Raw genomic sequence first — 26,074 nt, 5'->3', positions numbered from 1 at the left:
CCGTCAGTAAAGCAATTACCGAACGGCTGACTTATTTTATAACCTCAAACTTTATTTTATTGTACTATCATTTTGTACATGCTTTCGACTTCTCCTTGTTGGTAATGAATCATATAAATTCCTTTTTTCCAGTTTCCGACAAATATGGAAAGTTCAGTGAAGGTCTCATTGACCTCATAGACGATGCGTCCCGACAAATCCATAATTTCCAATCTTGATTTTTGTCCATCAAACTGAATACGTTTAACATTCAAATACTCAACTACAGGATTAGGGAAAACTTCAATCGTACTAGCGAATCTCAAGTCTTCTTCCAAACCTTCAGCATAAGACAATTTATTTTGCCCCCAGCTATTGTTTAAACAAGTAATTAATCCAAAAAATAGAATTACAATAAACCTTTTCATTTTTTACATCTTTTCCGTGCGTATAACGATTGCATGGCACCTTACCCTACTCCATCACCCCTGAGTCCAAAGATTGTTCCAAAAATTCACCTGGTGTTCTTTTCGTATATCACAAGGTGATTATATTTGGATTTTAATACTCCATAAAACTATGAATCAACCTTCTGTTTGTGAAGAACAGTCGTTTACTCGCTTACATCAATCTCATGCTACCGCTCTTCAGAATTTTTTATTCTATCGCTTTGGTAGTTTAGAAAAAGCAAAAGATTGTGCTCAAGAGGCCTTCGTCAGACTTTGGAACAACTGTAGCAAAGTAGCGTTTGACAAAGCAAAAAGCTTTCTATTCACTACGGCTAACCGTATTTTTTTAGATGATACAGCTCATCAAAAGGTAGTATTGAAATTTGAAAAAAGAAGCGATACTGCAGAGGCTCAATCAGAAACCAACCCTGAATTTCTATACCAGATCGATGAATTCAAAGAACAGCTCGAATCTGTTGTTTCAAACCTTCCTGAAAAACAAAGAGTGGTCTTTTTGATGAGTCGAATAGACAAAATGAAAAACCAAGAGATTGCCAATACCTTAGAGATTTCAGTAAAAACAGTTGAAAAACACATTACTTCGTCTTTAAAATCGATTCGGGCAGAATTGGACGAACTAAATCATTTTTCAATATAGGTAGGGTTTCCAAAACGTTAGCCGTCATAACATCAGACAAAAGAAAAAGTCATGAAAGATAATCACAAAGACAAAGATGCAATTCTTGCCCAATGGCTGAATGGAGACATCTCTGCAGACGAAGCTGAAAAGCATTTGTCTCGTGATGAGTTCATGAAATACCAACAAATATTAGGTGAAGTAGACTCCTGGACGCCTAGTTTAGAAACATCGACCATCGAACTAAACGAAATTTTAGAATCAAAGAAAGAGACCAAGGTAGTACAAATGACTACCTGGAAATATATTTCCATAGCAGCAGCCATTGTTTTAGCCGTTTTTGTAGGTCCGAAACTATATGAGTCTATCACTACGGTTACTTATGAAACGGCTTATGGAGAAATCCGGACTATTGATTTACCAGATGGCAGTTCAAAACTGTATTTAAGTGCCAATTCTAAAGTGAGGTGGAAAAAACGAGATTGGAAAAAAGGTAAAAGAACCTTGAATCTGGAAGGAAAAGCCTATATCGAAGTACCGGAAAAAGGAAATTTCGATGTGATCACTTCTGAAGGAACCGTTTCTGTACTTGGCACTAGATTTACAGTATATCAGATGGATCAAGCCCTGCATGCCGTATGCTACGAAGGGCGTGTAAAAGCAACTGCTCCTAAAGGTGAAACCATCGAAATTGCCAAAGGAGAATCTAGCCTGTTTTCCAATGGCTTATGGAGTGCTAAGCGATTCTTTGACATAGAGTATCCAGAATGGATTCAAGGGTATTTGGCCTTTGATAACGCACCACTCAAACAAGTGCTGGATGAACTATCTAATAACTATGGGATTAAAATAGATGTCGGAGGAATAAACCTGGCTAGACGCTTCACTGGATCTATCCCAAAAGACAATCTTGATCAGTCTCTGGAAATCATCTTTCCTACTTTAAGCATCACTTACCGATTGGACGACAATACTCTATATTTGTCGGAGTAAGAGAGAAAAGTTGAACATGCGATATTTATTAATCACACTTTGGGTGTGCTTAGGGACAAATGTATTACGCGCGCAGCAGAGTGTAGCATTCTTAGAATACATCAAACATTATGAAAACACATTTGATGCAAAATTCTCTTACGACCCAGTCATTTTCTCACGAATTCAACAAGAATTAGATACCAATTTAAGTCTTCCTCAATTCATTGCACAGGCCGAATCTCAATTGCCCATTAAGATTCAAAGAGTAGGTAAGAATTATTATACAATTGCATTGGTCGAAAGTGAATACACCTTGTCGTTATCGGATTCATTAGCCTCTACAGATATAGAACCTCCCTTTTTCTTTCTCATCAATGCTGTTTCTGCAGACATAAAACTTGATGAAGCAAAAGCCACTTTTCAATACAAACCCAATTTGGAAGACACCCTGATTGTGTATGTGCCCGGATATGAGAAAAAGGTAATTGCTGTCAATCAATTATTGAATTCGAGAACTCTCAATATACAGCTGATGACGCAGACCTATCTATTGAGCAATGTGGTAATCGAGGAATATATTACTAAAGGAATCAATTTAAACCCCTCTAATCAGAGTATTTCTATTGACGTGACTGACCTTCCCTTAATGCCTGGAGAAACTGATGGAGATATTTTTGCTTCTTTAGCTGCGCTGCCTGGAGTTACAACACCTGATGGGAGACCTGGAAATCTATTTATTCGAGGAACGTCACCAGATCAATCGCTCATTTTGTTCGACAATATTCCTATGTATCATAGGGGGCATTATTTCGGAACAATTTCACCTTACAACCCTAAAACGGTAAACAATGTGGAAGTCTATAGAAGTGGCTATCACCCAAGAATGGGTGGAAGAGTAGGTGGAGCCGTCTTTATACAATCAGAACAAGAAGTAAATAATAATTCGCAATACGGAATTGGCGCAAATACACTTTATGCCATGGCTTATGCCAAAACTCCCCTGGCTAACAATAAGATGGGATTAGTAATTGGTGCCCGACATTCTTATCCTCCAGGTGTCAATTCGCCTAAGCTTGATGCAATCACTAAATCAGTATTTGCCGCTACAGGAATATCAGATGACGAAGGGAACATTGGAACTGATGTCAGAGTAAAATTCCAGGACTACCACGCCAAATTGATATTTAAACCCAATGAAAAACATAAAATAACAATATCTGGAATTTATAGTGACTCTGACCTCAAATATGAATTGATTCAAGCCGGCCCATCAGGGGGTGATGAGCATATAGTTTTCGAAAACTATGGGGTAAATGCTGACTGGAGCTTCAACATTGACCAAAATTGGAAGGGATCAATAATTAACACACTCGGTCGATATACTTATTCTACAGAATCCCCTGTACCAATGGGCGAACGAAAAACAGATAATTCAATAAAAGATTATAATGCGCGATTGGAGTTATCTCGAACAAATCACGAATCGAATCAACTTCAGCTAGGTGTGGACTACCAACTACAGTCATCATCATTAGCATACAGCAATATAACGAGTCAAATAACCAGCGGAAATATGGAGTCGGTAATTCGCAATGAATCCGTTGACGCACACACTCTTTCCCCTTTTGCCAATATGCATTGGTATGGACAGCGAATAAACTTTCAGGTCGGAATCAGAGGAAGCTATTTCAGTCCTAAACAAGCTTTTTATTTATCCCCACGTATCTCAGCCAACTTTTCAGTGAATCAATCACTTGATTTTAAGGCTTCAGCGGGTCGTTATCATCAGTTTCTCAGTCAAGTCCGGAATTTGCAAATAGGTACCGGTGGATTTGACAACGCCCTTTGGCAACTAGCTTCTCAAGAGCAAGGAGAAGTGATTTCTGGTTCTCAGTTCATGACTGGATTTATGATAAACAAAAATAAATGGCTATTGGATGTTGAAGCGTTTTATAAAAATGCAAATGATATCACTTACTACGAAAGTCTATTCTTTGACAATACCAGCGACTTTTTTACGGCTGACAATGTACTTTATGGTCTTGACACCTATCTCCGAAAAGAAATCACCTCAGCCACCTCTGCCTGGCTAGGTTATTCCTATGGAGGATCCAAAATTACATTGGACACCACCAGTCAGACCACATACAAATCAAAATATGTTCAACCTCATGTCTTTTATATCGGTAGCGCATACCAAAAAAACCGATGGAAATTCTCTGGGGTTTGGAAATACGGCTCTGGACTAAATGCTCAATCCCTGGAAATAGCCTATGTGCGAGAAATATATGAACTAGCACAAGAAAATCGGCCTCCTGGTTCACCAAGAGCGGCTGATCCATTTGCAGATCAGCCAGAGCGCTACCCCAACGTACATTCCTTGGATTTATCCGTTTCTTACAAAATTCCACAATCTGAACAACGCCCGTGGTCTGCTTCATTCGGCTTATCTGTAATAAATGTATATAATCAGAAAAATCTAATCGATCGAGCGTTCAGAGGAAACCCTCCTCCTCCTCGTTGGATAGATCGAAATGCCCTGGGTTTTGCCCCCAACCTGATGATAATATTCGAATGGTAAATATTCCAAATAACTCTATTATAGGTTTGATAGAATAAGGGAAAGCATTTATATTGATTCTTTCTAAAATTAGATTTTACATGCTTAAAAAGCTAGTCAAGCAAACATTCCATTTATTATTAACATTTTCTGTTTTTTGGGCTACACCTTATCAAAGTCGAGGGCAAGGAAAAATAGATAGCCTTAACAAACAACTCAGCCTACAAAACCCAGATAGCTCAAAAGTTAAATTGCACATACAACTCGGTCAATTCCATAGACTCATTGGCCAACACGACTCTAGCCTGGTACATTTTCAACAAGCACTTGACTACTACCAATCGAAGCAGAATTCAAAGAAAGAAGCCGATATCATTGTTGAAATTGGAGAGACGTATAGAAACAATGATGTTCCGGATCGAGCTATGGATTATTTTCTTCAGGGAATTAAATTTTATGATTCGCTAAAATTGATCCATGCTCAAGCCACTACTTACAATAGAATGGCCGACCTGGTCATGCGGCAAAATGATTACCCAAAAGCCCAGAACTACTCTAAAAAAGTCAGCGATATATTGGATCAATCTCCCTTTCCACCAGCCAGGGCGCATTGGTACATGAATAGGGGTAGAATATTCAATAATGAAATGCGCTTTGATAGCGCCATCCACTATCATCAGTTGGCCATAGACCTTTTTGATTCTCTTCACATGTATCACGACAAAGGCCGAGCATTACACAATCGTGCCAATTCGCTTCGAGAATTGAAGCGATTCGATGAAGCGATGGAGTTATGCCAAAAGGCGCTTGACATCCCTGAACTTAGAGCCAATATCAAAAGTCAAATATTTACCATCTTGCTGATCTCAAATATTTATCAGGACACCAACCAACTAAAAAAATCTATAAAATATTGCCTAATCGGGCTAGAATTGGCTTCCAAACACAACTTCTTGGATCGCAAGCGAGTTGCCCTGCTCTACCTTTCTCAAACTTATGAAAAAGCCAAATCTTATGATTCAGCCTATTTTTACCATAAGCTTTACGCTTTTATGATAGAGTCCATTTTTGACAAGGAAAAATACGAACAAGTCAACCGTTTAAACACGCTCTATGAAACAGAAAAGAAAGAACAAACCATCGCTGTACAACAAGCCAACCTCGAAGCTAGAGAAGCAACGATAGCTTTACAAAAGAGTCGCCAAAATCAGCTCTACTATGGCATTGGGTTTTCAATTTTTATAGGAGCCTTACTTTCGATTGCCTACTTGCACAAGACACGTACAAACAAGCTTTTGAGTCAACAAAAATTGGAGATTGAAAAACAAAACAGCGAAAGAGAAGTCTTGTTGAAGGAAATCCATCATCGAGTAAAAAACAACCTTCAGGTAATTTCTAGTCTGTTGAGTATGCAGTCCAGAAAAATGAAAGATAGTGATGCGAAAGTAGCAGTAAAAGAAGGACAGAGTCGTATCAAATCCATGTCACTCATACATCAGAAACTGTATAGTGAAGGCAACCTGTCAAGAATCAATATGAAGGAATATATTGATGACCTAAGTGGTTTTTTATTTAAAAGCTACAAAACAGATGCTCAAATCCAGCAATATGTAGAGGCTGAAGACATCTCCTTAGATGTAGATACCGCAGTGCCCTTAGGTTTGATTATCAACGAATTAATTTCAAACGCATTAAAATACGCATTTGAGCCAGAAGAAGAAGGACAAGTATCCATTAAACTTCATAAAAATCAAGAAACATATGAGCTCAAAGTAGCTGATACAGGAAAAGGATTACCTGAAGGCTTTGACAAAAAACAGAGCATGGGAATGCGTTTGGTACATATATTGGTAGATCAGTTGGACGCAGATTTGCAAATTGATCAATCAAATGGTCTATTATTTACAATTGTTTTTAGTGATAAAAGAGCTGCATAGTATATTTTAACAAAATGATAAGCGTACTCATAGTTGAAGATGAATTGATCATAGCCAATGATCTACAGGATATTCTGGAATCCAACGACTACCATGTCATTGGCATTGCCAAAAGCTATGATCTGGCTATCAAAAAGCTTTCGTCTGAACTTCCAGACATTGTTCTTCTTGACATCCAAATTGATGGAACTAAAGACGGCATTGATTTAGCCAATACGATTAAAAATGAGTACGAGCTACCTTTTATTTTTATATCGTCCCATACGGACCGAGCGACATTGGATCGAGCCAAAGAGTGCAAACCCTATGGTTTTTTGGTTAAACCCTTCGAAGATGATGATGTTTTTGTGGCTGTAGAGATGGCATTGAGCAACTTCTCTAAAGAACAAAACAACAGCGAGGATAATCAAGATTTCACCATCAACGATAGCCTTTTTATTCGACAAAAAAATACAGCGGTAAAGGTTGCATACGACGACATCTTGTACGCGAGTTCAGATGCCAACTACTGCACACTTTATACAAAAGACAAAAAGTTTGTCATGCGATCGACGCTCAAGGAATTAGAAAATAAGCTAGATGACAAAAGGTTCTTCCGCTGTCACAAATCCCATGTGGTAAACTTGAAACACCTCACCGCAGTGAATAGTGAGTGCATCACAATCAGAGACATTGAACTTCCCATTGGGCGTGATCAACAGACATTGCTTATGAGCCAGATTAATAAGATATAAAAAAGGCCACTTATGTGGCCTAAAAATCTTTGATAGAATCTCATTAATACGCTCGTACCGTAACCCCTTTCATAAAGTTGACAAAAGATTTGTTCACCACTCTATTACCTCCAATAGTTGGGAAATTTCCAGTAAAATACCAATCTCCTTTGTGGTCAGGACAAGCTTTATGCAGATTGTCTACGGATTGGAAAATCACTTCCAATTCTGCCTTCATACCTTTTGGTCGTACGATATCTGTAATCTTTGCCGAAACTTCGTCTGCCGTAAATGGCTCATATAACTCTTGTACGTGATTTGGTGCATCAGGATTGCCGACGGACTCTTCACACTTAGCAAGTACTTCATCTAGCATGTAAGACTTGTTGTTCTCTTCCAACAGTTCTAACACGGCTCGGAAAGCCACGAAATCTTTCATTTTACTCATATCAATTCCATAGCAATCAGGGAATCGAATCTGAGGAGCCGAAGAAACAATTACGATTTTCTTTGGTTCTAATCGATCTAGAAGTGTCAGTATACTCTTTTCGAGCGTAGTTCCGCGAACGATAGAATCATCAATGATCACGAGGTTGTCTATCCCTTTGTTTACCACCTCATATGTGGTGTCGTATACATTAGCCACCAATTCGTCTCTAGAGGAATCATCAGCAATAAACGTACGAAGTTTGGCGTCTTTGATGACCATTTTTTCTACCCTCGGACGGAAAGAAAGCACATCCTCCAAATCTCCACTGTGTGGTTTGCCTTCCAGTATTATTTCCTTTCGTTTGGCAACCAAGTACTCATCCAATCCACTCATTAGGCCCAAAAAGGCAGTTTCTGCCGAATTAGGAATAAATGAGAAGATGGTGTTTTTCAGATCAAAATTGACAGATTCGAGCACTTTCGGAACAAGCAACTCACCTAGCTTCTTTCTTTCTCTATAAATATCCGGATCCGAACTCCTCGAGAAATAGATTCTTTCGAAACTACAAGATTTCTTTGGCAGTATATCGATAAACTGTTCTTCCATAAACGACCCATCCTGATTGATAATTAAGGCGTGACCAGGAGTAATCTCTTTAATTTCATCATAGGCACAATTAGTAGCTGTCTTGATTGCTGGCTTTTCAGAAGCCACGATTACCACTTCCTCATCTGCATAATAATACGCTGGGCGGATACCTGCTGGGTCGCGTGCCACAAAAGAAGCACCATGACCTACCATTCCTGCCATTGTATACCCACCATCAAAATCTTTACAAGATTTCTTGAGGATGTTGATCATAGAAAGCTCCTCTTCTATCTTTCTGGTAATGTCCTTATTGGAAAGTTTGAATTTATGTTTATCAAAAATCTCTTGATTTTCTTCATCCAAAAAGTGACCTATTTTCTCCATCACCGTGACAGTATCGGTCTTCTCTTTAGGATTCTGACCCAATGAGATAAGAATATCGAATAACTCATCCACATTGGTCATATTGAAATTTCCAGCCACTACCAGATTCCTAGATCGCCAGTTATTTTGACGTAGGAAAGGGTGACAGCTCTCAATGCTATTCTTGCCATGCGTACCATAGCGCAGGTGACCGAGCCATACCTCTCCAGTAAATCCGTAATTCTTTTTGAGCCACTCTTCGTTAAGAAATTTCTCTTTACCTCCTTCTTTCAACGCCTTATTGAATTTCTTAGCGACCTTATCAAAGATCTTTTGCAAAGAATTGGCATCAATAGATCGATAACGACTGATGTATCGGTAACCAGGTTCAAGTCCCAGTTTGATATTGGCAATACCTGCCCCATCCTGACCTCTATTCTGCATTTTCTTCATCAGAAGCAGCAGCTTATTGGCTCCGTAGAGGGGCGTGTTGTACTTGTCAATGTAGTATTGAAGGGGTTTTCTCAAACGGAGGTGCGCTATCCCGCACTCGTGTTTAATAGGGTCGCTCATATCACTGATTAAAGTGCAAAGTTAAACTGATTTAATACGTTCAGCAATAGGTCGGCTTTAAAGAATGATAATAAAACTAGGAACACGAGGATAGCCACAATAGTGCCATCTTTCGCGGTAAAATTAATTTCTTTTTTTTCTTCACTGGTGTGAATGAATAAATAATATGGAATCTTGAGATAGTAAAACAAGGAGATGGCGGTATTCAATAGCCCAAGGCCAAACAACCAAATCAGATATTGATTGCCTTCGGTTTGATAATAATCCCACAACGCCGTAAACATCAACAACTTGGCCGTAAAACCTCCTGTGGGAGGTAAGCCTGCCAAGGCAATCATAATAATAACTGCTGAAATGCCCATCCAAGGCGCCTGCCTTCCTAATCCAGATAAGTCTTGGATCTTGGTAAATCCTTGTTGCTGGAAGACATCAATAAGATAGAAAGCACCCAAATTCATAAAACCATAAACTATGGCATAGAATAGCATGACTTGCACCCCAAAAGCATTACCTACGATCACACCTACTACCAACATGCCTGAGTGGGCAATAGATGAGTAAGCCATCATGCGTTTGGCATTGGATTGGTTGAGTGCGGAGAGATTGCCGACAAACATACTAATCACGGCCAACCCTGCAAACACCATTTTCCAATCGAAACTCAAGGCAACCAAATGAGCAGAAAGCGTCAATTGGGCAAAAAAGATCAGCACCGCCACTTTGGGCAAAATGGAGATAAAGGCCACCACAGGTGTAGGCCCTGCTTCGTAAGCATCCGGTGCCCAAATATGCATAGGAACCAATGACAGCTTGAACCATATACCCACAAAAAACAACACAAAAGCTATGGGCAACCAAAGACCCAAATCTGGCTGCTGACTGATAAACTCTCCTATCAGATCTATTTGTAAAGTGCCTGTGAGTCCATAAATCAACGAAAGGCCATACAACATGAGTCCACTTGCCATGGCTCCAAACAACAAATATTTGATTCCTGCCTCAAATCCTTTTCGATCGAAACTAAAAGTGATGAGTATATAAGAAGTGATAGATATCAATTCCAGAGACAAATACGCCAACAGCAGGTTGTTGACTTCTATGAGCAACATAGCGCCGAGTAGGATCATCAAAAGAAGGAAGTGATACTCTCCTCTTTTGAGTAGGTTTTCCCCTTTCGGGAAAAGCAATATCACGCCTGTGATCAATATGAAAAAAGGTTTAGCGAGCCCTACCACGGGAGTCAATGCAAGCAATCCATTGAAATAACTGCCAGAAATACTCGTGGCAGACACAGCCATGGCAATGAGACCCAAGGCAAACAAACTGAAAGTGGTTTTAATCGTGCTGTTCTTGTCTTTGAAGATCAACTGTAGAATGATCAAGACAAAACTGGATACGATAAGCACCGCTTCGGGGAGCAATATGCCGAAGTCGCCAAGGATGGATTGTATCTGTTGATTCAACTGCCCCTCACTCATCGAATTGTTGCGTTTATTATGTCAAGGTTGGATTGTCCTTGGGTGGTAACAAATTCCACAAACCCAGTTACCGTTTCGTTAGCCAAATCCAACAGCAAGCCAGGGAATATTCCAAAAAGCAGAGCCAATATCACCAAAGGCACAATCATGATCCACTCGCGAGCATTCAAGTCTGGCAATGACCAGCTTTCTTCTCTCACCCAATATTTGCCAAAAAACATGCGCTGTATCGTCCAAAGAAAATAGGCTGCTCCTAGCACCAATCCCAGTAAGCCAAGAATAGGCATAAAAGTATCGACTACATTCCCATTGATAGCGCCATCGAAAGCGCCAACCAACACTAAAAACTCTGCTATAAATCCTGAGAAGCCTGGCAATCCTAATGCCGCAAAAAAGGATATAATCACAGCCACACTGTACCAGGGCATTTTGCTGGCCAGGCCACTGTAGTTGGCAATCATACGATCACCCGTTCGGTCGTACAGCACGCCCGCCATCAAGAATAGTAAGGCGGAGATAATCCCGTGACTAAACATCTGAAACAAGGCACCTGCGCTACCTTCCACAGTCAGTGCCGCCATGCCCAGCATCACAAATCCCATGTGTGATACAGACGAATAGGCGATTAATCTTTTCAAGTCAGCTTGAGCCATAGCCACCAATGCCGCATATACAATGGCTATCACTCCGATGAGCCCAATCCACCAGCCATATTCAATCGCTCCATCAGGAAATATGGTATAGCCTATGCGGTAAAACCCGTAACCTCCGATTTTCAACAAGATTCCGGCAAGAACCACGGATATCGGCGTAGGAGCCTCTACGTGGGCGTCTGGCAACCAGGTGTGAACAGGCACAGCCGGCAGTTTGATCGCAAAGCCAATGATCAGCAAAATGAACGCCCAAGCCCTGTAAGTCAAGCCAAAAAGCGAACCATCAAAGTCTAGAGCTAGCAGTGAACCTGGAATGAAATTCTCTGGATTCATCATTTTCATAATGTCGAAAGTATGAATCGTTGAGTCTGGGCTTTGTACAACCGAGAGGTTCAGCCCGATCATCACCATCAAAATCAATAGCGAGCCAACCAGTGTATAGATGAAAAACTTTATAGAAGCATATGCCCTTCGTTTGCCTCCCCATATACCGATTAAGAAGTACATCGGTAAGAGCATAAACTCGAAAAACAAATAAAAGAGAAAGAAATCTAAGGCTACAAAACAGCCGATCACACTGGTACTCAACACCATATAGAGCAGAAAGTACCCCTGCACACTTTGTTTGATATTCCACGAAGAAATGACACCTATGAACAATATGATGGCTGACAATAGGACAAGCGCCAAGCTCAATCCATCCACGCCGACATGATACTGTACCAGCATGCTTCCAAAAGAGCCAATATTCAACTGTATCCAATCCAACTGCTGAGTAAACTGAAGGCTTTCTGCCCCGTAGCCACTCACGCTCTTATCGAACGAATAAGCTAGCACCACAGAAAGAACTGTCACCACGCCCAAGGCACCCAAGGCCACCCATTTGTACAGGTGTTCTCGTGATTTGGGAATTACCAGCATCACTGCAGCCGCCAGGAGCGGAAGGAAGACCAACCAGGAAAGTAAATGATCCGTTGCCATATTTATCCAATCAATAAATTAAAAAAGTAAAAAATGAGCAGCACACCAAAGACCGCCCATACCAAATAGCTCTGCAAATTGCCCCCTTGAATCTGGCGCGTTCGATTGCCCGCAAAATTGACCGTCCAGGTCAGAAGCTTCACCCCACCGTCTACAATACTTCGGTCAAACCAGCCTGTAAAATAGGCCAAGACTACTTGTGTTTTTCCGATCAAGTTGACGACACGGTCCACGACTTGCTGATCCCACCAGTAGGCAGCTTTCGCTAAAAGCCATGCGCCTTGCACCAAGGCTCGTTTGTAAAATTTATCCAAATAAAAATTCTGATGAGACAGCTGATAGGTCAATGACTTAATTGTATTCACGAGACCCGTCATTTGATCCTTTTCTACATATAGATAAGAAAACAACAGCCCACTCAACGCCAAGCCAATAGATAGAACAGGTACAAGCGTAAAGTGCTGGGCAATAGCTATTCCGCTGAAATCAGCTAAAATCGGCAGCAGCCAGCTACTATCAGGGTTCAAAGGATTGGCTGAAAACACAAAGCCTATAGAAAGCAGCGAAAGGATGAATAGCGGTACTTTTACAGCTGCCGCTTCTGTATATTTCTGATCCTTGAATTCGACATTGAAAAAGACTTTGAAATACAAACGAGCCATATATGCAGCGGTCATAAATACCGACGCAAAGCCAAAAACCATCACAAATGATGGTAAATGATCAGCCGAAGCCAGACCATTCAAGATCATTTCCTTGGACAAAAACCCAGAAAACAAGGGCAATCCCGCCAGTGAAAGCATACACAACGTGAACGCAACAAAGGTGATAGGAAGTACTTTGCGCAATCCTCCCATATTCCTAATATCCTGCGGATCAAAACCACTTTCGTGCTTTGTCTCATGATAGTAGTGAATGATACTACCTGAGCATAAGAAAAGGCCAGCCTTAAAGAAAGCATGTGTGGTCAAATGCACAAAGGCAGCCACTGGGAAGCCCGCCCCAACCGCCATGATCATATAACCGAGCTGGGATACCGTGGAGTAAGCCAATATTTTTTTAATGTCGTTTTGCGCGAAAGCGGCAAATGCGCCCATAAAGGCTGTAATCCCGCCAACCACTCCAATGACAGTCAATACCTCTGGTGCCAACAAGGGAAATACACGCACCATCAAATACACCCCGGCAGCCACCATGGTAGCGGCGTGTATCAGAGCCGACACGGGTGTAGGACCTGTCATCGCATCAGGAAGCCAGGTCTGTAGCGGAAACTGAGCCGACTTGCCCACCGCCGCAAGAAATAGTCCAACACCCATCAGTACGAGCATAGTCGTGGGGAGTCCAGCATTCAGCGGGTCTAGCCCAATGAGCGTTTGGATGTTCAATGTTTTGAAATATGCAAATAGGATAAAGATGCCTAATAAGAAGCCTATGTCGCCTACTTTATTCATCAAAAATGCCTTGAAAGACGAAATCGGTGGTGCTTCTTTTTCAAACCAAAATCCGATCAACAGATAAGAACTAAATCCCACCAATTCCCAAAAAATGAATGTCAATAATAAATTGGATGACAATACGATGCCATACATAGAGAAGGCGAATAGTCCAAGCAATGCAAAGTATCTTGGTTGTGCCTCGTCGTGCTTCATATACTCCAGAGAGAATATGGCCACCAACAAGGCCACTACAGCCACCACGATCGCCATGATGCCTGCCAGCTGATCGTAATACAGTCCCACTTGAAAAATATTTGAACCCGCTACAATCCAATCTAAATCCAACCCAGAATTGAAAGGGATGTTAAAGAATCCACTAACTGAATAGATGAGCACCAATATAGAAACAATGACTACAGACAACCCTGATCGCTTTGCTGGGACTAACAATGACAGCAATCCTCCAAGTAAAGGAAGAAATAGAATCATCAATGGTAATATGTCAGTGTATTTCAACATCATCCTTTGAGTTCGTTGAGTTGGTCCATGTCCGATACGCCTTGATGTCTGAAGATCTGGTAAACGATGGCCAGGGCCACCGCCGACTCCGCCACAGCCACCACAATGACAAACAAAGTCATCATCTGCCCAGATAGATTGGGGTCGTTTTGAGAGAAGGCTACCAGATTGATATTCGCGGCATTGAGAATGAGTTCGATCCCGACGAGGATCATGATCACACTCCGCTTGATCAGCACGATCATCAGCCCGATTACCAAAAGCAGGGCACTAAATATGATATAATGCTCAATCGGTACCATGTTTCTTTTTTAAGTTATGTCCAGCAATATAGGCGGCGCCCACAAGCGCCATCAGGAGCAACACGGCCGTTACTTCCAAGGCGATGAGTTCGGTGGTCATCAGATGTACCCCGATCTGCTCAGTCACATTCAGTCCGCTCTCACCTCCTTTTTCAAAATCAAATAATGGGAAGCCCTCGCTGAGTGGGTAGAGCAATACACCAAGCAGCCCGAACCCCAACAAACTGGCTGCAATCACTCTTCGGTTTTGCGTTTCCAGTCTTTTGCCGTCTATCCTATGCGTGAGCATGATACCAAACATCATCAGAATCAACACGCCTCCGATATAAATCATGATCTGAGTCACTCCTACAAATTCTGCATTGGAAATGATAAACACGCCCGCTATGCCAAGAAACACCAATACCAGCATAAACACAGCATGCACCACATTCTTGGCAAAAAGAATCCCCAAGGCCGAAAACACAGAGAATCCTGCCAGGATATAAAACGCTATGACATTCAATCCTTCCACTTAGTCTTTCTTTTTGGGTTTGATCTTAGGTCGGAATACGGGTTTTGAGCTCTTGGCTTTTGGCTCCGAGCTTTCATCCGCCTTCGGACTTTTTTCTTCTTTTTTCTTCACTACCGGTTTCACCTTAGGCTTAAAAACCGGTTTTGGTTTTTGGGTCTTGGCCTTCGAGCCATCTTCCGACTTCGGACTCCTGACTTCCGACACCTCACTCGCCTCTCCCGACTTCTTCACCACCGGCTTGACCTTGGGTTTAAAGACAGGTCTTGGACTTTGGGTCTTGGCCTTTGAGCCATCTTCCGACTTCGAATTCCTGACTTCTGACACCTCACTCGCCTCTCCTGACTTCTTCACCACAGGTTTTACCTTAGGTTTAAAAACCGGTTTTGCCGCTTTTGGCTTATCACCACCATCTGAATCAGCTGCCGGTTTAGTCACAGGCTTAACTTTCGGCTTAAAGACCGGTTTTGGTTTTTGACTTTTGGAATTTGGAGCTTCTTCTGGCTTCTGAATTCCCGTCTCTTGATTCGCTTCCCCTTGTGTTTTGATACTTGGATTTTGAGGCTTGGCTCCAGCAGCCTTCATCTTGGGCTTAAAGCCTCCGGCCTTTGGCTTGGCTGGCTTATCTGCAGTCTCCGATTCAGCAACTGACGCCTTCTTCGCGGCCGCAGCCGCTTGTTTGACCTTTTCCTTCTCCGCCTGATGGGCTTCGAATTCTGCTTTTTTCTCCGCAACCAACTCAGGGCTCATTTCACCAAATTCAAAATTGTGTTCCTTCAAATCAAAGACACTAAAATCGTAATCTTTGGTCATGGTGAGACACTCTGTAGGGCAAACCACCGTACAGAGACCACAGAAGCAGCATTTCGACATGTCGATGTCGAACTTGGCCGCATAGATTCTTTTAGAGGTACCATCGGAGGTTTTTCCGATTTCTTCCACTGCACGTACCGGCTCGATATCAATACAATTGACCGGGCATACCTTAGCACATTTGTCACAGACGATACAATCGTCAATCTCATTGTGCAACTGGTAGCGACCGGTATCAGGCACTGGAAGTTCTTCAAACGGATATTGCAGCGTCACAATACCATCCTTTTGCTCAAAGTAGGTTTTGTCCTCCACACCCACGGGCGTGCGAGACTTCCTGGCCTGCCAAAAGTGGCGCATGGTGATCTTCAGCCCATAAGCCAGGGATGAAGTCGTTTGGATAATATTTTTAAAATATTGTTTCAAATCTTTCAGTCGGTTAGCCTATCCACAATTTCCAAATGCCACAAACAAATACCATCAGCAGGCCGATAGGCGTCAGATATTTCCAGCTCAGCGCCATCATCTGATCTACACGAATTCGAGGATATGTCCAACGTACCCACATTTGCACAAAGACCAAGATCATGGCTTTGCTGATGATCCAGAATATGCCAATGGCATCTCCCAAGATCGTCCCATGCGCACCTGAAGTCCAATCTGCGAGTTTCACGGCTCCCAGATTCGGCAACGGTGTATTCCAACTGCCAAAAAAGAGAACCACTGCGACGAGTGATACCAGCAGCATCATGCCATACTCACCGAGCATAATGATCGCCCATCTAAATCCTGAGTATTCGGTATGAAATCCGCCGATCAATTCGGACTCAGATTCTGGCAAATCAAAAGGTGTACGATTGGATTCTGCCAAAGAAGCGATGAAGTAAATCAAGAACACCACCCAAAGCATCGGGTAGCGCATGACGTTCCAAGCTAGAAATCCGCCGTAAGTATTTTCTTCATGGAGCAATCCCTGCTGAATAGACATCTCTTGTAGATTCAAAGTTTGTGTAACCATCACCACACAAAGTATAGATAATCCCAATGGGATTTCATAAGACACGATTTGAGCGACCGCTCTGAGTGATCCAAAAAGAGAAAACTTACTATTCGATCCCCAGCCAGCCATGAGTATGCCAATGACATCGAGTGAAATCACTGCCATGAGGAAATAAATCCCCGTTTCTACCTGAGATCCCGTAATGTCTGAAGTGAGCGGCAACACCGCAAACCCTGCAAAGATCGCCGTAAAAATCACCAACGGAGCCAGTACAAAAAGTATTTTGTCTGCTGACTTGGTGATGATATCTTCTTTTTGAAGCATTTTCAAGACATCTGCCAAAGTCTGTAGAATTCCGTACTTACCCACCACCATAGGCCCGAGTCGATCTTGCATAAAAGCAGACACCTTGCGTTCAGCGTAGACTGCCAAAAGCACAAATACCAACAGGAATGGGAGATAGAATAAGAAGGCTATCATCAGTGATTAAATAAAAAAGTAAGTTAAGAATTCTCTAAGGAATTTCCAGACTATAAAGCCGTCCGGTAGGCAGAAAAGAATGATCCTATTTTTGGGATCAAATTAGCAACAACAACAGCAACAATTACTCCCAGAGAGGGTACTTCTCAAGGTGAATTTCCTTGTTGAAGAAAAGGCGCGCTGCTTTTTCAAAAGCTGGGGTGTAATCCGATACGAGAAATTGGTCGTTGCCATCTGTCTTGTCGCTTAGTAAATTCAGGGCCTTTAATTGCTGTTTTAAGCTTCGAGCCACAATATTAGCAGAATCAACTAACTCTACCTTGCTTTTGTAAAATTCTTTTATGTCTTCTTTGATAATGGGGTAATGCGTACATCCCAATATCAATGCATCGATATTCGCTAACGAAGGGTCACTAAGATAGTTGGCTATAATCTCATGACTAACCGAATTATGAATAAACCCTTCCTCGATCATCGGTACTAGCAGAGGAGTGGCTAATGCGCTAAAAGTTACTTCTTTGTTTAATTGATCAATTTTGGATTCAAAGACTTTTGAATTGACGGTCTGCAACGTGCCTATCAATCCAACATTCTTTCCTGGTAAATTTTGTTCTACGTGATCCACCACAGGATCAATCACATTGATCACATGGGCTTTGCTGCCTACGTAGGCTTTGATTAAATCAAAGGCGGCGGCAGATGCGGAATTGCATGCTATCAGGATCACTTTGCATCCTCTTTGGAGTAGGATGTCCGTGATTTTTATGGAATAGGCCTGAATAGTCGCTGCTGACTTATCGCCATACGGTAAATGCGCACTGTCCCCAAAGTAGATCATGTCTTCTTCAGGTAATAGTCGTTTGACAGCCTGAGCCACTGTAAGTCCCCCTACGCCGCTATCAAATATGCCAATGGGTGCGTTTTTATTCAATGCCTTTGGTGTTGAGTTGCAAATATGTCTCTAATAAAGGAATTGGCAAATCAAGCTATTACTTATTGCTAGAAGCAGATGGATTCTCGATCAATTCATTAAGTAGTTTTTTAGCATCAATACTTCCCAGGTCAGCTGCTTTCTTTAAATCAGCACGTGCGCCATCTATGTTATTGAGTTTATATCGAGTCCAGCCTCTCCAATAAAAACCATTCACATCTTCCTTTTGTACGGTGAGCCAAAAATTAAAATCAGCCTCTGCATTCTCAAATTTTCCTGCATTAAAATAGGCTACTCCGCGATTGAAATAGGCCAAGTAAAAATTTGGGTCAAATTCTAAAACTCTATTAAAGTCGACAATGGCTTTTGCATATTGATTGCGTTGAAATTCTAAATTTCCTCGTAGGTTAAAGGCCTGGTATAAGGGAAGTTTATCATTTGTAATAGCTCTTCTTTCTAATATACGATCTATCACTTCGTCAAATACTGTTATAGCAGCTAAAGTATCACCCTGATGAAGCTTGATAGCGGCGAGATTTAAATAAGCATCCCCTTGAATTATTTTCGGACTCAATTCAATGACTTTATTAAAATCCTCTTCTGCTAATTCAAAATATCCCATTTGCAAGTAGCATCGAGCACGCTCCTCTAACACTTTTACACTGTATTTATTATCTAAGGACAAATAGATGTTAAAATCTTGAACCGCTTTCTTGTACTGTCCACTCTTTAGTCTATTTGCACCTCTAATCTTATATCCCGATGCAATGTTTCTATCCAAATTCAACATCTTGGTATAGTTCTTTTCGGCCTTGATATATTCCTTAACTCTGCTATAATAGTTACCCAAACTCCTATAGACATCATAATTTGTGGTGTCCCTTTGGAGAATTTTTAAGTTATCAGTTCTCCAATATTTAAGATCATTGTTATTTTCAGCAACAATAGAATGTAACAAATACAAACCGGTCGGTACGGGATTTTTAGAATACCATAATTTATTGTAAGATTTAAAATTTGGAGGTCCTAGGAATCGAGTGCCTGAATTTAAAAATAGGTCAATGGCCATCTTTTCCATTTCTTCGGAATAACCATCTATCTCCGAAGCCACGAACAAGACCGCAGGAATTTGCCGATATTTATGACTTGTAATAAAGTTATTCTGAGTATCAGATAAATTCAATAAAGATTTCTCAATTGCCTTGGCCATTGATTTAAACCCTTCAACTCCTCTACCCTCTTCCAAATACAGCATTCCAACCATAAATAAAGCATAAGAGTTGTCAGGATTTTGTCCTAGTAGTTCTTCCAAAACGGAAATTCTTTTTTTCACTTGACCCTTGTATGGGTATAAGGCTGATTTAAAAATCAGCGCATATTCGTCAGTAGGATAAATTTCTAAGAGATTATCAATTGCCTCGCGAGCCAATCCCAGCAAACCTTCCTTCAACCTGCACTCAGCCAATTGATAATAGGATCGATTGTTTGACCGATCCAGTTTAATGCTACGCTTCGTGAATTTCACTGCATTTGCGTAGTCAGAAGTTTGAAGGTACAAATACCCCAAAGCATAATTAACTTGAGCATTATTTGGGTTCAATTTGTTAGCAAGATCAAAATGCTCACGAGCACCATCATAATTACGGTAATGATTAATCTGAATAAACCCTAATTCTACATGACTAGGAACAAAATACTCTAATGACTTTGTAGATAGAGCCTTCTCCAAATCCATAATGGCAGAATCTATTTTTGCGAGTGCTTTGAAACTCAATGCACGATAATAATAAACCCCTCCGAAATCAGGATTGTGACTAATTACGTAATCAAGATCAACTTTAGCCGATTCCGGTTCTCCATGTTTCAACTTTTCTACAGCTCGTAAGAAGTACCCCTTGATATCTTCTGGACCCGTAACCTCATCTACCGGATTATCATCTAAATTTTCATAATTAAAACTAGGTTTAAATCCAGATAATTGAAGCTCTTCTAACGTGTTTAATGATTGTGCTAATACGGGAGAAAGGTCAATGAAAGAGATTATTGTAAAAACAATATACAATCCCTTATTTAAAAGGTTGGGTAGCTTCATAAACAAAATATGATCGGTTCGGCTACAAGTATAACCTCTATTTAACTACTAGAACAAAAAAAATGCATCTAACCTAAATGATCCATTATATCGCTATAAGCAAATTAGTTTTCCTAGTCAAACTGGAGGACTATTCATCAATTACTCCAATGACCTCTAGTAAGTCATCATTGCTCGATTGTTGATTTCTTCGGGCTGGCTGAGGGTCATCTTCTACGTCACAAGCTGTTAAGGCCATCATCAGAAACAGACCAAGAGACATCCATTGTTTTGTTTGAGTTTTCATACAAACAAAGCTAGTATCCGCATATCTACTAGATTTTAACCCACCGTGACGTCTTGATTAATTCTCCCACCTAAAGTCAAGAAATTGTTAAGACCTAAACCCTCTTCGTCCACCAAGGGTTTGGTAATGAATAGATAGCAGCCAACAACCTTTCATTTCGATATATAACCAGTTAACAAAATGATAAACTTTCCACTGGATAATATTTTACTTTAGTAGCCCATAAAACTCAATAAACCAATGCAAAAAATCGCAACTACTATTTTAGCCTGGACATTGGCCTTTAACAGCTTTGCTCAGCTTACTAAGCCTCTTATTAATTTTCCAGCACTAAGTCTTGATGGAAACCAAATAGCCTTTTCTTATCAAGGGGACATTTGGACTGCAGCGGCAAACGGAGCCAATCCGCGTAGATTGACTATTCATGAAGGATATGAGACCAAACCTTTTTGGACATCAGATAGCAAAGGGATTGTGTTCAGGAGTGATCGAAATGGCAATAATGACATCTACTATATCGGTTTGAATGGAGGATCTCCTAAACAACTCACTTTTCATTCTTCAAGTGATACACCTAGTGATGTGACTCAGGACGGAAAAGTCATATTTCACGGAAACAGGAACTACCGTCAAATAGAATGGGATAACGAGATTCAAGTAGTTAACCTATCTGGAGGAACTCCTTCTAGATATTTGGATGCGTTGGGTTTTCAAGCAGTGCAATCACCGAACGGACGGTTTGTAGCCTTTGTAAAAGGATCGTGTAGAAGCGAAAGAGAAGCATATGATGGCCCAGCCAATACAGATATATGGTTGTATGACTCTGAAAATGGCACATACGCTCAACTAACAACTGATACACATAATGACATTTATCCTAAATGGGGTGATGACCAAACCCTGTACTTCCAATCTGCAAGAAGTGGCAGGTATAATGTCCATCAGATTAATCTTGATACTAATGGCGCTAAAACTGAAGATATTGAGTCTATCACCTCATATACAGATATGGGAATTACGTCATTTAGCGTTGGAAATAAAGGGCAAACTATACTCCTTGATAAAGGAGATGAATTGTTTAGTATCAATGCAATCTCCAAACAAGCCTCTCCAATAAATTTAGTAATTGGATCTGATTATAGATTTGACCCGATTGAGAAAAAAACTTACCGAAGCAAGGTAGATCAAATCATTCCTTCGCCTAGTGGGGACTATAGCGCTATAGTTATCAGAGGTGAAATATTCATCACTGAAAATGACAAAGAAAAAAGTAGAACCATTAATGTTTCAAACTCTCCCTACAGAGATTTAGAACCTCAATGGGTTAATGATTCTACTCTTATTTTTCTTTCGGACAGAGCAGGCAACTATGACATTTATGCTGTCCGCTCTGCAGATGCCAAACAAGGTGATTTGTTCAAAACTTTAAAACTAGATGTAATCAAAGTAACGGAAACCAATGAAGAAGAATCCGACTTAGTAATTTCTCCTGATTTCAAAACCCTTGTATTCAGACGAGGTAGAGGTCAATTACTAACAGCATCCATTTCCAACACTGGAATTATTTCTAATGAGAAGACTCTACTAGATGGCTGGGCTCCACCATCCGGACTATCCTGGTCTCCTGATTCTAGGTGGTTGGCTTATAGCCAGCAAGATTTAAATTTCAACGAAGAGATTTACATTCTTAAGGCAGACGGAAGTAAAAAGCCGGTCAACATTTCGATGCACCCAAAGTATGATAGTGATCCAATATGGAGTCCAGATGGAAGCAAGCTGGTGTTTACTTCTGCCCGTAGCAACAACGACTATGACATCTGGTTTCTTTGGTTGAAAAAATCAGATTGGGAGAAAACAGCTGACGAATGGAAATATGATGACGAAAAAGAAAAACCACAATCAGATCCGGTTCCGGCTAAGAAAAAGAAAAAGGGTAAGTCAGATAGCAAGGAAATAAAAAATGAAGTAGCAGCTATTCAAATTGACTTTGAAAACATACATGAAAGACTCCAACAAGTAACTGCCTTTTATGGCAATGAAATAAGCCCCTTGATTTCTAAAGATGGGAAAACTATTTATTACAGAACTAGTACTGACGGATGGGGAAAGCCTGCAAAAGTAGATATCGATTTGTTCAAAATTTCCTGGGACAAAAAAGATCACTCAGCCATTACATCAGGTGGAGTAGAACCTACCGGACTCGTAATGGACGCTAAAAATGAATTCATTTATGCCACGCTAAAAGGAGGAAAGCCTGCTAGATTTAAACTTGCAAGTGACAAAAAAGAATCTCTGCCGATATCTGCTAAAATAGATATAGATTTCAAAGAAGAATTGAATCAAATATTTGAAGAAGCCTGGATGGCGCTGGACAAAAGATTTTATGACCCAAATTTTCATGGCCAGGATTTTGATCTATTAAAAAAAACCTACAAACCTCTAGCGATGAAAGCCTCGACCAGAGAGGATTTTAATTCAGTATTTAATCAGATGCTTGGGCAAATCAATGCGAGTCATATGGGACTATACCGAGGAGACCTAAGAAAAGATACTCAATCAGCCAGCACAGGACTTATCGGGGTTGAATTAAAGCCTAACACGACAGGTGTAGAAGTTATTGGCAAACTTCCTCAAATGCCTGCGGATAGAGAAATTAGTTCAATCGATATAGGAGAAACTATCACTGCTGTCAATGGCACTTCAATAGATTCTAATACAAACTATTTTGAATTGATGAATGACACCGCAGGAGAAAGAGTATTACTAACTGTTCAAAACACAAGTGGACAATATAGAGAAGTTGAAATCAGACCTGTGTCCAGCAATAGTAACGCTCGATATAAAGCCTGGGTGCAAGAAAAAAAGAAACTAGTCGAAGAATATTCGAATGGTCAACTTGGCTATATCCATATCCAAGCCATGGGTTGGGCAAGTTTCGAACGATTTGAAAGAGAACTTGCTGCAGCAGGGTATGGCAAAAAAGGTATTGTGATCGATGTTAGATTCAATGGAGGTGGGTGGACTACTGATCACCTGATGGCTATTCTCAACGTCAAGCAACATGCCTATACAATTCCTAGGGGTGCCACCGAAAGCTTAAACAACAATACTGAGTTTACTGAGTACTATCCATACAGCGAAAGACTGCCTTTGCCTGCATGGACGAAACCTTCCATCGCATTGTGTAATGAAAGCAGTTATTCCAATGCTGAAATTTTCTCGCATGCGTACAAGCAATTGGGTATAGGCACATTAGTGGGTAAACCTACCTTCGGGGCAGTTATATCTACCAGCGGCAGAGGATTGATCGATGGTAGTTGGATACGGTTACCATTTAGAGCTTGGTATGTAAAAGAAACAGGAGAAAATATGGAATTAGGACCCGCTGTACCAGATATTGTATTGGACAATGCACCTGATGAACGCAGCAGAAATGAGGACAGTCAGCTGAAAAAGGCAACAGAGCAGCTACTCAAAGAAATCAATAATTAAGACAGTTTTCAAATAATTACACTAGCGTAAAATAATGATTAACATCATTAGGAACGCTAGTATTCTTAAACCTAAAATCCAGTACTTCATTTGAACATTGGTTGGTTGACGAATTTTGAAATACAAAAAGCAAGCCAAATTTTAGACTAATGATAAAGAAAGCCCTTTCCACGATTTGGAAAGGGCTTCGTTATAAGTGTAGTAATAATTTTCTCAATTCGTCAATCTCATCCATATATGAATCTATAAAAAAACGCCCTTGCAAAGCAAAGGGCGTTTAATAAAACCAGAGGCTGTTTAGAATTTAGGGCATCATTTTTCACAAACCTTTAAACGGCTTTCTGATTAGTCTTTATAAATAGTAAAAAAGGAAAATTCTGCATCGGTAGCCACTCCACTACTATTGTATGTTCTCACATAAGCCACTAAATCAGAACCATCTGAACCCCATGAAGAAACTGTTGCCTTATTGTTATTGTCCCCAAGGGCAGTTACTAGAATCGTATTACCTGTTCCAGCTTGATTCTTAACGATCAATTTATAGTAACCAGTGGATTGTCTTTGTGATGTTATACTGTTGCTGGTAGTAGAACCGGAGTTTAGCAATCTAAGTGGAGTATAACTAGTCGATGTTTCTAAATCTGCCCAGCAATATGCTCCGGTGGTTTTGGTCAGGCCTTTGGTATATAGCAGATTGAACTTAGCATCTATCGGAGCTCCAGACCCTGAATGATAGGTTCTCACTTCTACAACCAAATCACTTCCTTCAAGTTTCCATTCTTTGATTTTTGCAATAGAACTAACTGAACCAGCCGCAGACACCTGAACATTTCCCAAATTCACAGAGGAAGAGCCCACACCAGGAATGGTCACTTTATAATTACCCTTACTTGGACTGTTGATTGTTGGTGAACCTCCACTACTATTATAAGCAAAGCTTGTATTTACTGTATATGTACCAGATTTCGTTTCCTGATCCGAATAAAGATAGGCTCCGTCAAAACCAGTTCCTGTAACAAATATTGTGAATGCTTTATCTGCCAAATTTGCGTCTTTATCAAAAGTCCTGATATTAGCCACTAAGTCATTACCAGAATTACTCCATGAATGCACTCTTGCTGCACCTTCAGAAGTACCATACATTGAGGCATGAACATTCACGTTAGTCATAGCCATGCCCGCAAACCTAACGGCATAAGACCCTGTGGTAGACCTTGTAATGGTAATCGATCCTCCTTCGGAATTGAAAGAATAACTTGCATCAGCCGTATAACTTGCAGACGTAGAATTACCACACCAAGCGAAACCTCTCATAACAGCTGCAGATGTTACTGTAATGTGTTCGGTCTTGGTTTCGGTATCAGTTCCTTCACTGTTTGTTACTGTTAAAGTAACATCATATTTACCTGCAGTGTTATAAGTAACCGTTGGATTTTCACTTGAGGAGCTACTCGGGCTTCCGCCTTCAAATACCCATGAATAAGAACCATCTGCACTAGAGGTATTTGTAAATGTTACAGATTCTCCTTCTAGAATAGATTGAGCTGAGGCCGAAAAATTGGCTACCGGTGAGATCACAGGAGGAGTTTCGAAATAATTAGCAAACCCGGAACTCGCACTGACCTGACTGATTTCTATTTCTCCAGAAGAGTCTGATTCTCTCAAATAGAAAGTCTTATCACTTCCACTATCAGGCTCTCCAACAACGATATAAACATCTCCATCAATTTGATACTCATCATAGACATAATATACTCCAGGATTAATACCAATATAATGCTCTGAGTCCTCTGTCAATATATGATATTGGAGATTGCCCAAGTCGTCATACCAATACCCACTAAATTTTGAAGGAAGGGCTCCTGATTTGAATACTTCCTTATCATCATCGTCATC

At 40.7% G+C, this 26,074-nt stretch carries 19 protein-coding genes; 6 read left to right on the top strand and 13 right to left on the bottom strand.

The genetic code is table 11. From position 1 onward, the window contains the following. Positions 1-56: 56 nt before the first annotated feature. Entirely contained in the window at positions 57-407 is a 351-nt protein-coding gene (locus ACOQO5_RS17490) for a T9SS type A sorting domain-containing protein (RefSeq protein ID WP_420582978.1), read from the bottom strand. Positions 408-558: 151 nt separating this feature from the next. Here ACOQO5_RS17490 and ACOQO5_RS17485 point away from each other — a divergent pair, with 151 nt between their 5' ends. The 5 genes from ACOQO5_RS17485 to ACOQO5_RS17465 all read left to right on the top strand — a co-directional run bounded on the left by ACOQO5_RS17485 (position 559) and on the right by ACOQO5_RS17465 (position 7,271). Beyond that, entirely contained in the window at positions 559-1,086 is a 528-nt protein-coding gene (locus ACOQO5_RS17485; RefSeq protein WP_420582977.1) for an RNA polymerase sigma factor, read from the top strand. Positions 1,087-1,137: 51 nt separating this feature from the next. Further along, positions 1,138-2,058 carry a FecR family protein gene (locus tag ACOQO5_RS17480; RefSeq protein ID WP_420582976.1) on the top strand — a complete coding sequence of 307 codons (921 nt, stop codon included), beginning with the start codon at positions 1,138-1,140 and terminating at the stop codon, positions 2,056-2,058. A gap of 16 nt (positions 2,059-2,074) precedes the next feature. Then, positions 2,075-4,621, top strand: a complete 2,547-nt coding sequence (locus tag ACOQO5_RS17475) for a TonB-dependent receptor plug domain-containing protein (protein ID WP_420582975.1) — start codon at positions 2,075-2,077, stop codon at positions 4,619-4,621. 80 nt (positions 4,622-4,701) lie between these two features. Beyond that, entirely contained in the window at positions 4,702-6,537 is a 1,836-nt protein-coding gene (locus ACOQO5_RS17470; RefSeq protein WP_420582974.1) for a tetratricopeptide repeat-containing sensor histidine kinase, read from the top strand. Positions 6,538-6,551: 14 nt separating this feature from the next. Beyond that, positions 6,552-7,271, top strand: a complete 720-nt coding sequence (locus ACOQO5_RS17465; RefSeq protein ID WP_420582973.1) for a LytR/AlgR family response regulator transcription factor — start codon at positions 6,552-6,554, stop codon at positions 7,269-7,271. Positions 7,272-7,314: 43 nt separating this feature from the next. Here the strand turns inward: ACOQO5_RS17465 and ACOQO5_RS17460 are convergent, their stop codons facing one another. From ACOQO5_RS17460 to ACOQO5_RS17410, 11 genes are all read right to left on the bottom strand, one after another. Next, entirely contained in the window at positions 7,315-9,204 is a 1,890-nt protein-coding gene (locus ACOQO5_RS17460) for an amidophosphoribosyltransferase (RefSeq protein ID WP_420582972.1), read from the bottom strand. 8 nt (positions 9,205-9,212) lie between these two features. Continuing rightward, positions 9,213-10,682, bottom strand: coding sequence for an NADH-quinone oxidoreductase subunit N (locus ACOQO5_RS17455; RefSeq protein ID WP_420582971.1), 1,470 nt, complete (start codon positions 10,680-10,682; stop codon positions 9,213-9,215). Then, positions 10,679-12,316 (bottom strand): complex I subunit 4 family protein, encoded by a 1,638-nt coding sequence (locus tag ACOQO5_RS17450; RefSeq protein WP_420582970.1) that lies wholly within the window; start codon positions 12,314-12,316, stop codon positions 10,679-10,681. The genes ACOQO5_RS17455 and ACOQO5_RS17450 overlap by 4 nt, the downstream gene beginning before the upstream one ends. Positions 12,317-12,318: 2 nt before the next feature. Continuing rightward, positions 12,319-14,274 (bottom strand): NADH-quinone oxidoreductase subunit L, encoded by a 1,956-nt coding sequence (locus ACOQO5_RS17445; protein WP_420582969.1) that lies wholly within the window; start codon positions 14,272-14,274, stop codon positions 12,319-12,321. Beyond that, on the bottom strand, positions 14,271-14,516 hold the full coding sequence (nuoK, locus tag ACOQO5_RS17440) for an NADH-quinone oxidoreductase subunit NuoK (RefSeq protein ID WP_420583435.1): 246 nt from the start codon (positions 14,514-14,516) through the stop codon (positions 14,271-14,273). The genes ACOQO5_RS17445 and nuoK overlap by 4 nt, the downstream gene beginning before the upstream one ends. Before the next feature lie 43 nt (positions 14,517-14,559). Further along, a complete protein-coding gene (locus tag ACOQO5_RS17435) occupies positions 14,560-15,087 on the bottom strand; it encodes an NADH-quinone oxidoreductase subunit J (protein ID WP_420582968.1) in 528 nt (175 codons plus the stop codon). Further along, positions 15,088-16,257 (bottom strand): 4Fe-4S binding protein, encoded by a 1,170-nt coding sequence (locus ACOQO5_RS17430; protein WP_420582967.1) that lies wholly within the window; start codon positions 16,255-16,257, stop codon positions 15,088-15,090. Between the two features lie 79 nt (positions 16,258-16,336). After that, positions 16,337-17,377, bottom strand: coding sequence for an NADH-quinone oxidoreductase subunit NuoH (nuoH, locus tag ACOQO5_RS17425; protein WP_420582966.1), 1,041 nt, complete (start codon positions 17,375-17,377; stop codon positions 16,337-16,339). A gap of 124 nt (positions 17,378-17,501) precedes the next feature. Next, positions 17,502-18,308 (bottom strand): glutamate racemase, encoded by an 807-nt coding sequence (gene murI, locus ACOQO5_RS17420; protein ID WP_420582965.1) that lies wholly within the window; start codon positions 18,306-18,308, stop codon positions 17,502-17,504. A 58-nt stretch (positions 18,309-18,366) separates the two neighbouring features. After that, a complete protein-coding gene (locus ACOQO5_RS17415; RefSeq protein ID WP_420582964.1) occupies positions 18,367-20,400 on the bottom strand; it encodes a tetratricopeptide repeat protein in 2,034 nt (677 codons plus the stop codon). A 130-nt stretch (positions 20,401-20,530) separates the two neighbouring features. Next, positions 20,531-20,686: a hypothetical protein gene (locus ACOQO5_RS17410; RefSeq protein ID WP_420582963.1), complete on the bottom strand. Its 156-nt coding sequence runs from the start codon at positions 20,684-20,686 to the stop codon at positions 20,531-20,533. Between the two features lie 240 nt (positions 20,687-20,926). Between ACOQO5_RS17410 and ACOQO5_RS17405 the strand changes: the two genes are divergently transcribed. Next, positions 20,927-24,178 (top strand): S41 family peptidase, encoded by a 3,252-nt coding sequence (locus ACOQO5_RS17405; protein WP_420582962.1) that lies wholly within the window; start codon positions 20,927-20,929, stop codon positions 24,176-24,178. A 345-nt stretch (positions 24,179-24,523) separates the two neighbouring features. Here the strand turns inward: ACOQO5_RS17405 and ACOQO5_RS17400 are convergent, their stop codons facing one another. Further along, complete coding sequence (locus ACOQO5_RS17400) at positions 24,524-25,975, bottom strand: PKD domain-containing protein (RefSeq protein WP_420582961.1); 1,452 nt, start codon at positions 25,973-25,975, stop codon at positions 24,524-24,526. Positions 25,976-26,074: the final 99 nt, after the last annotated feature.

Source organism: Reichenbachiella sp. (genome assembly GCF_965223055.1).
In the GTDB taxonomy this organism is placed as follows: domain Bacteria; phylum Bacteroidota; class Bacteroidia; order Cytophagales; family Cyclobacteriaceae; genus Reichenbachiella.
Note: the sequence above shows the minus strand (reverse complement) of the source record. Positions and strands in the feature narration are given on the sequence as shown.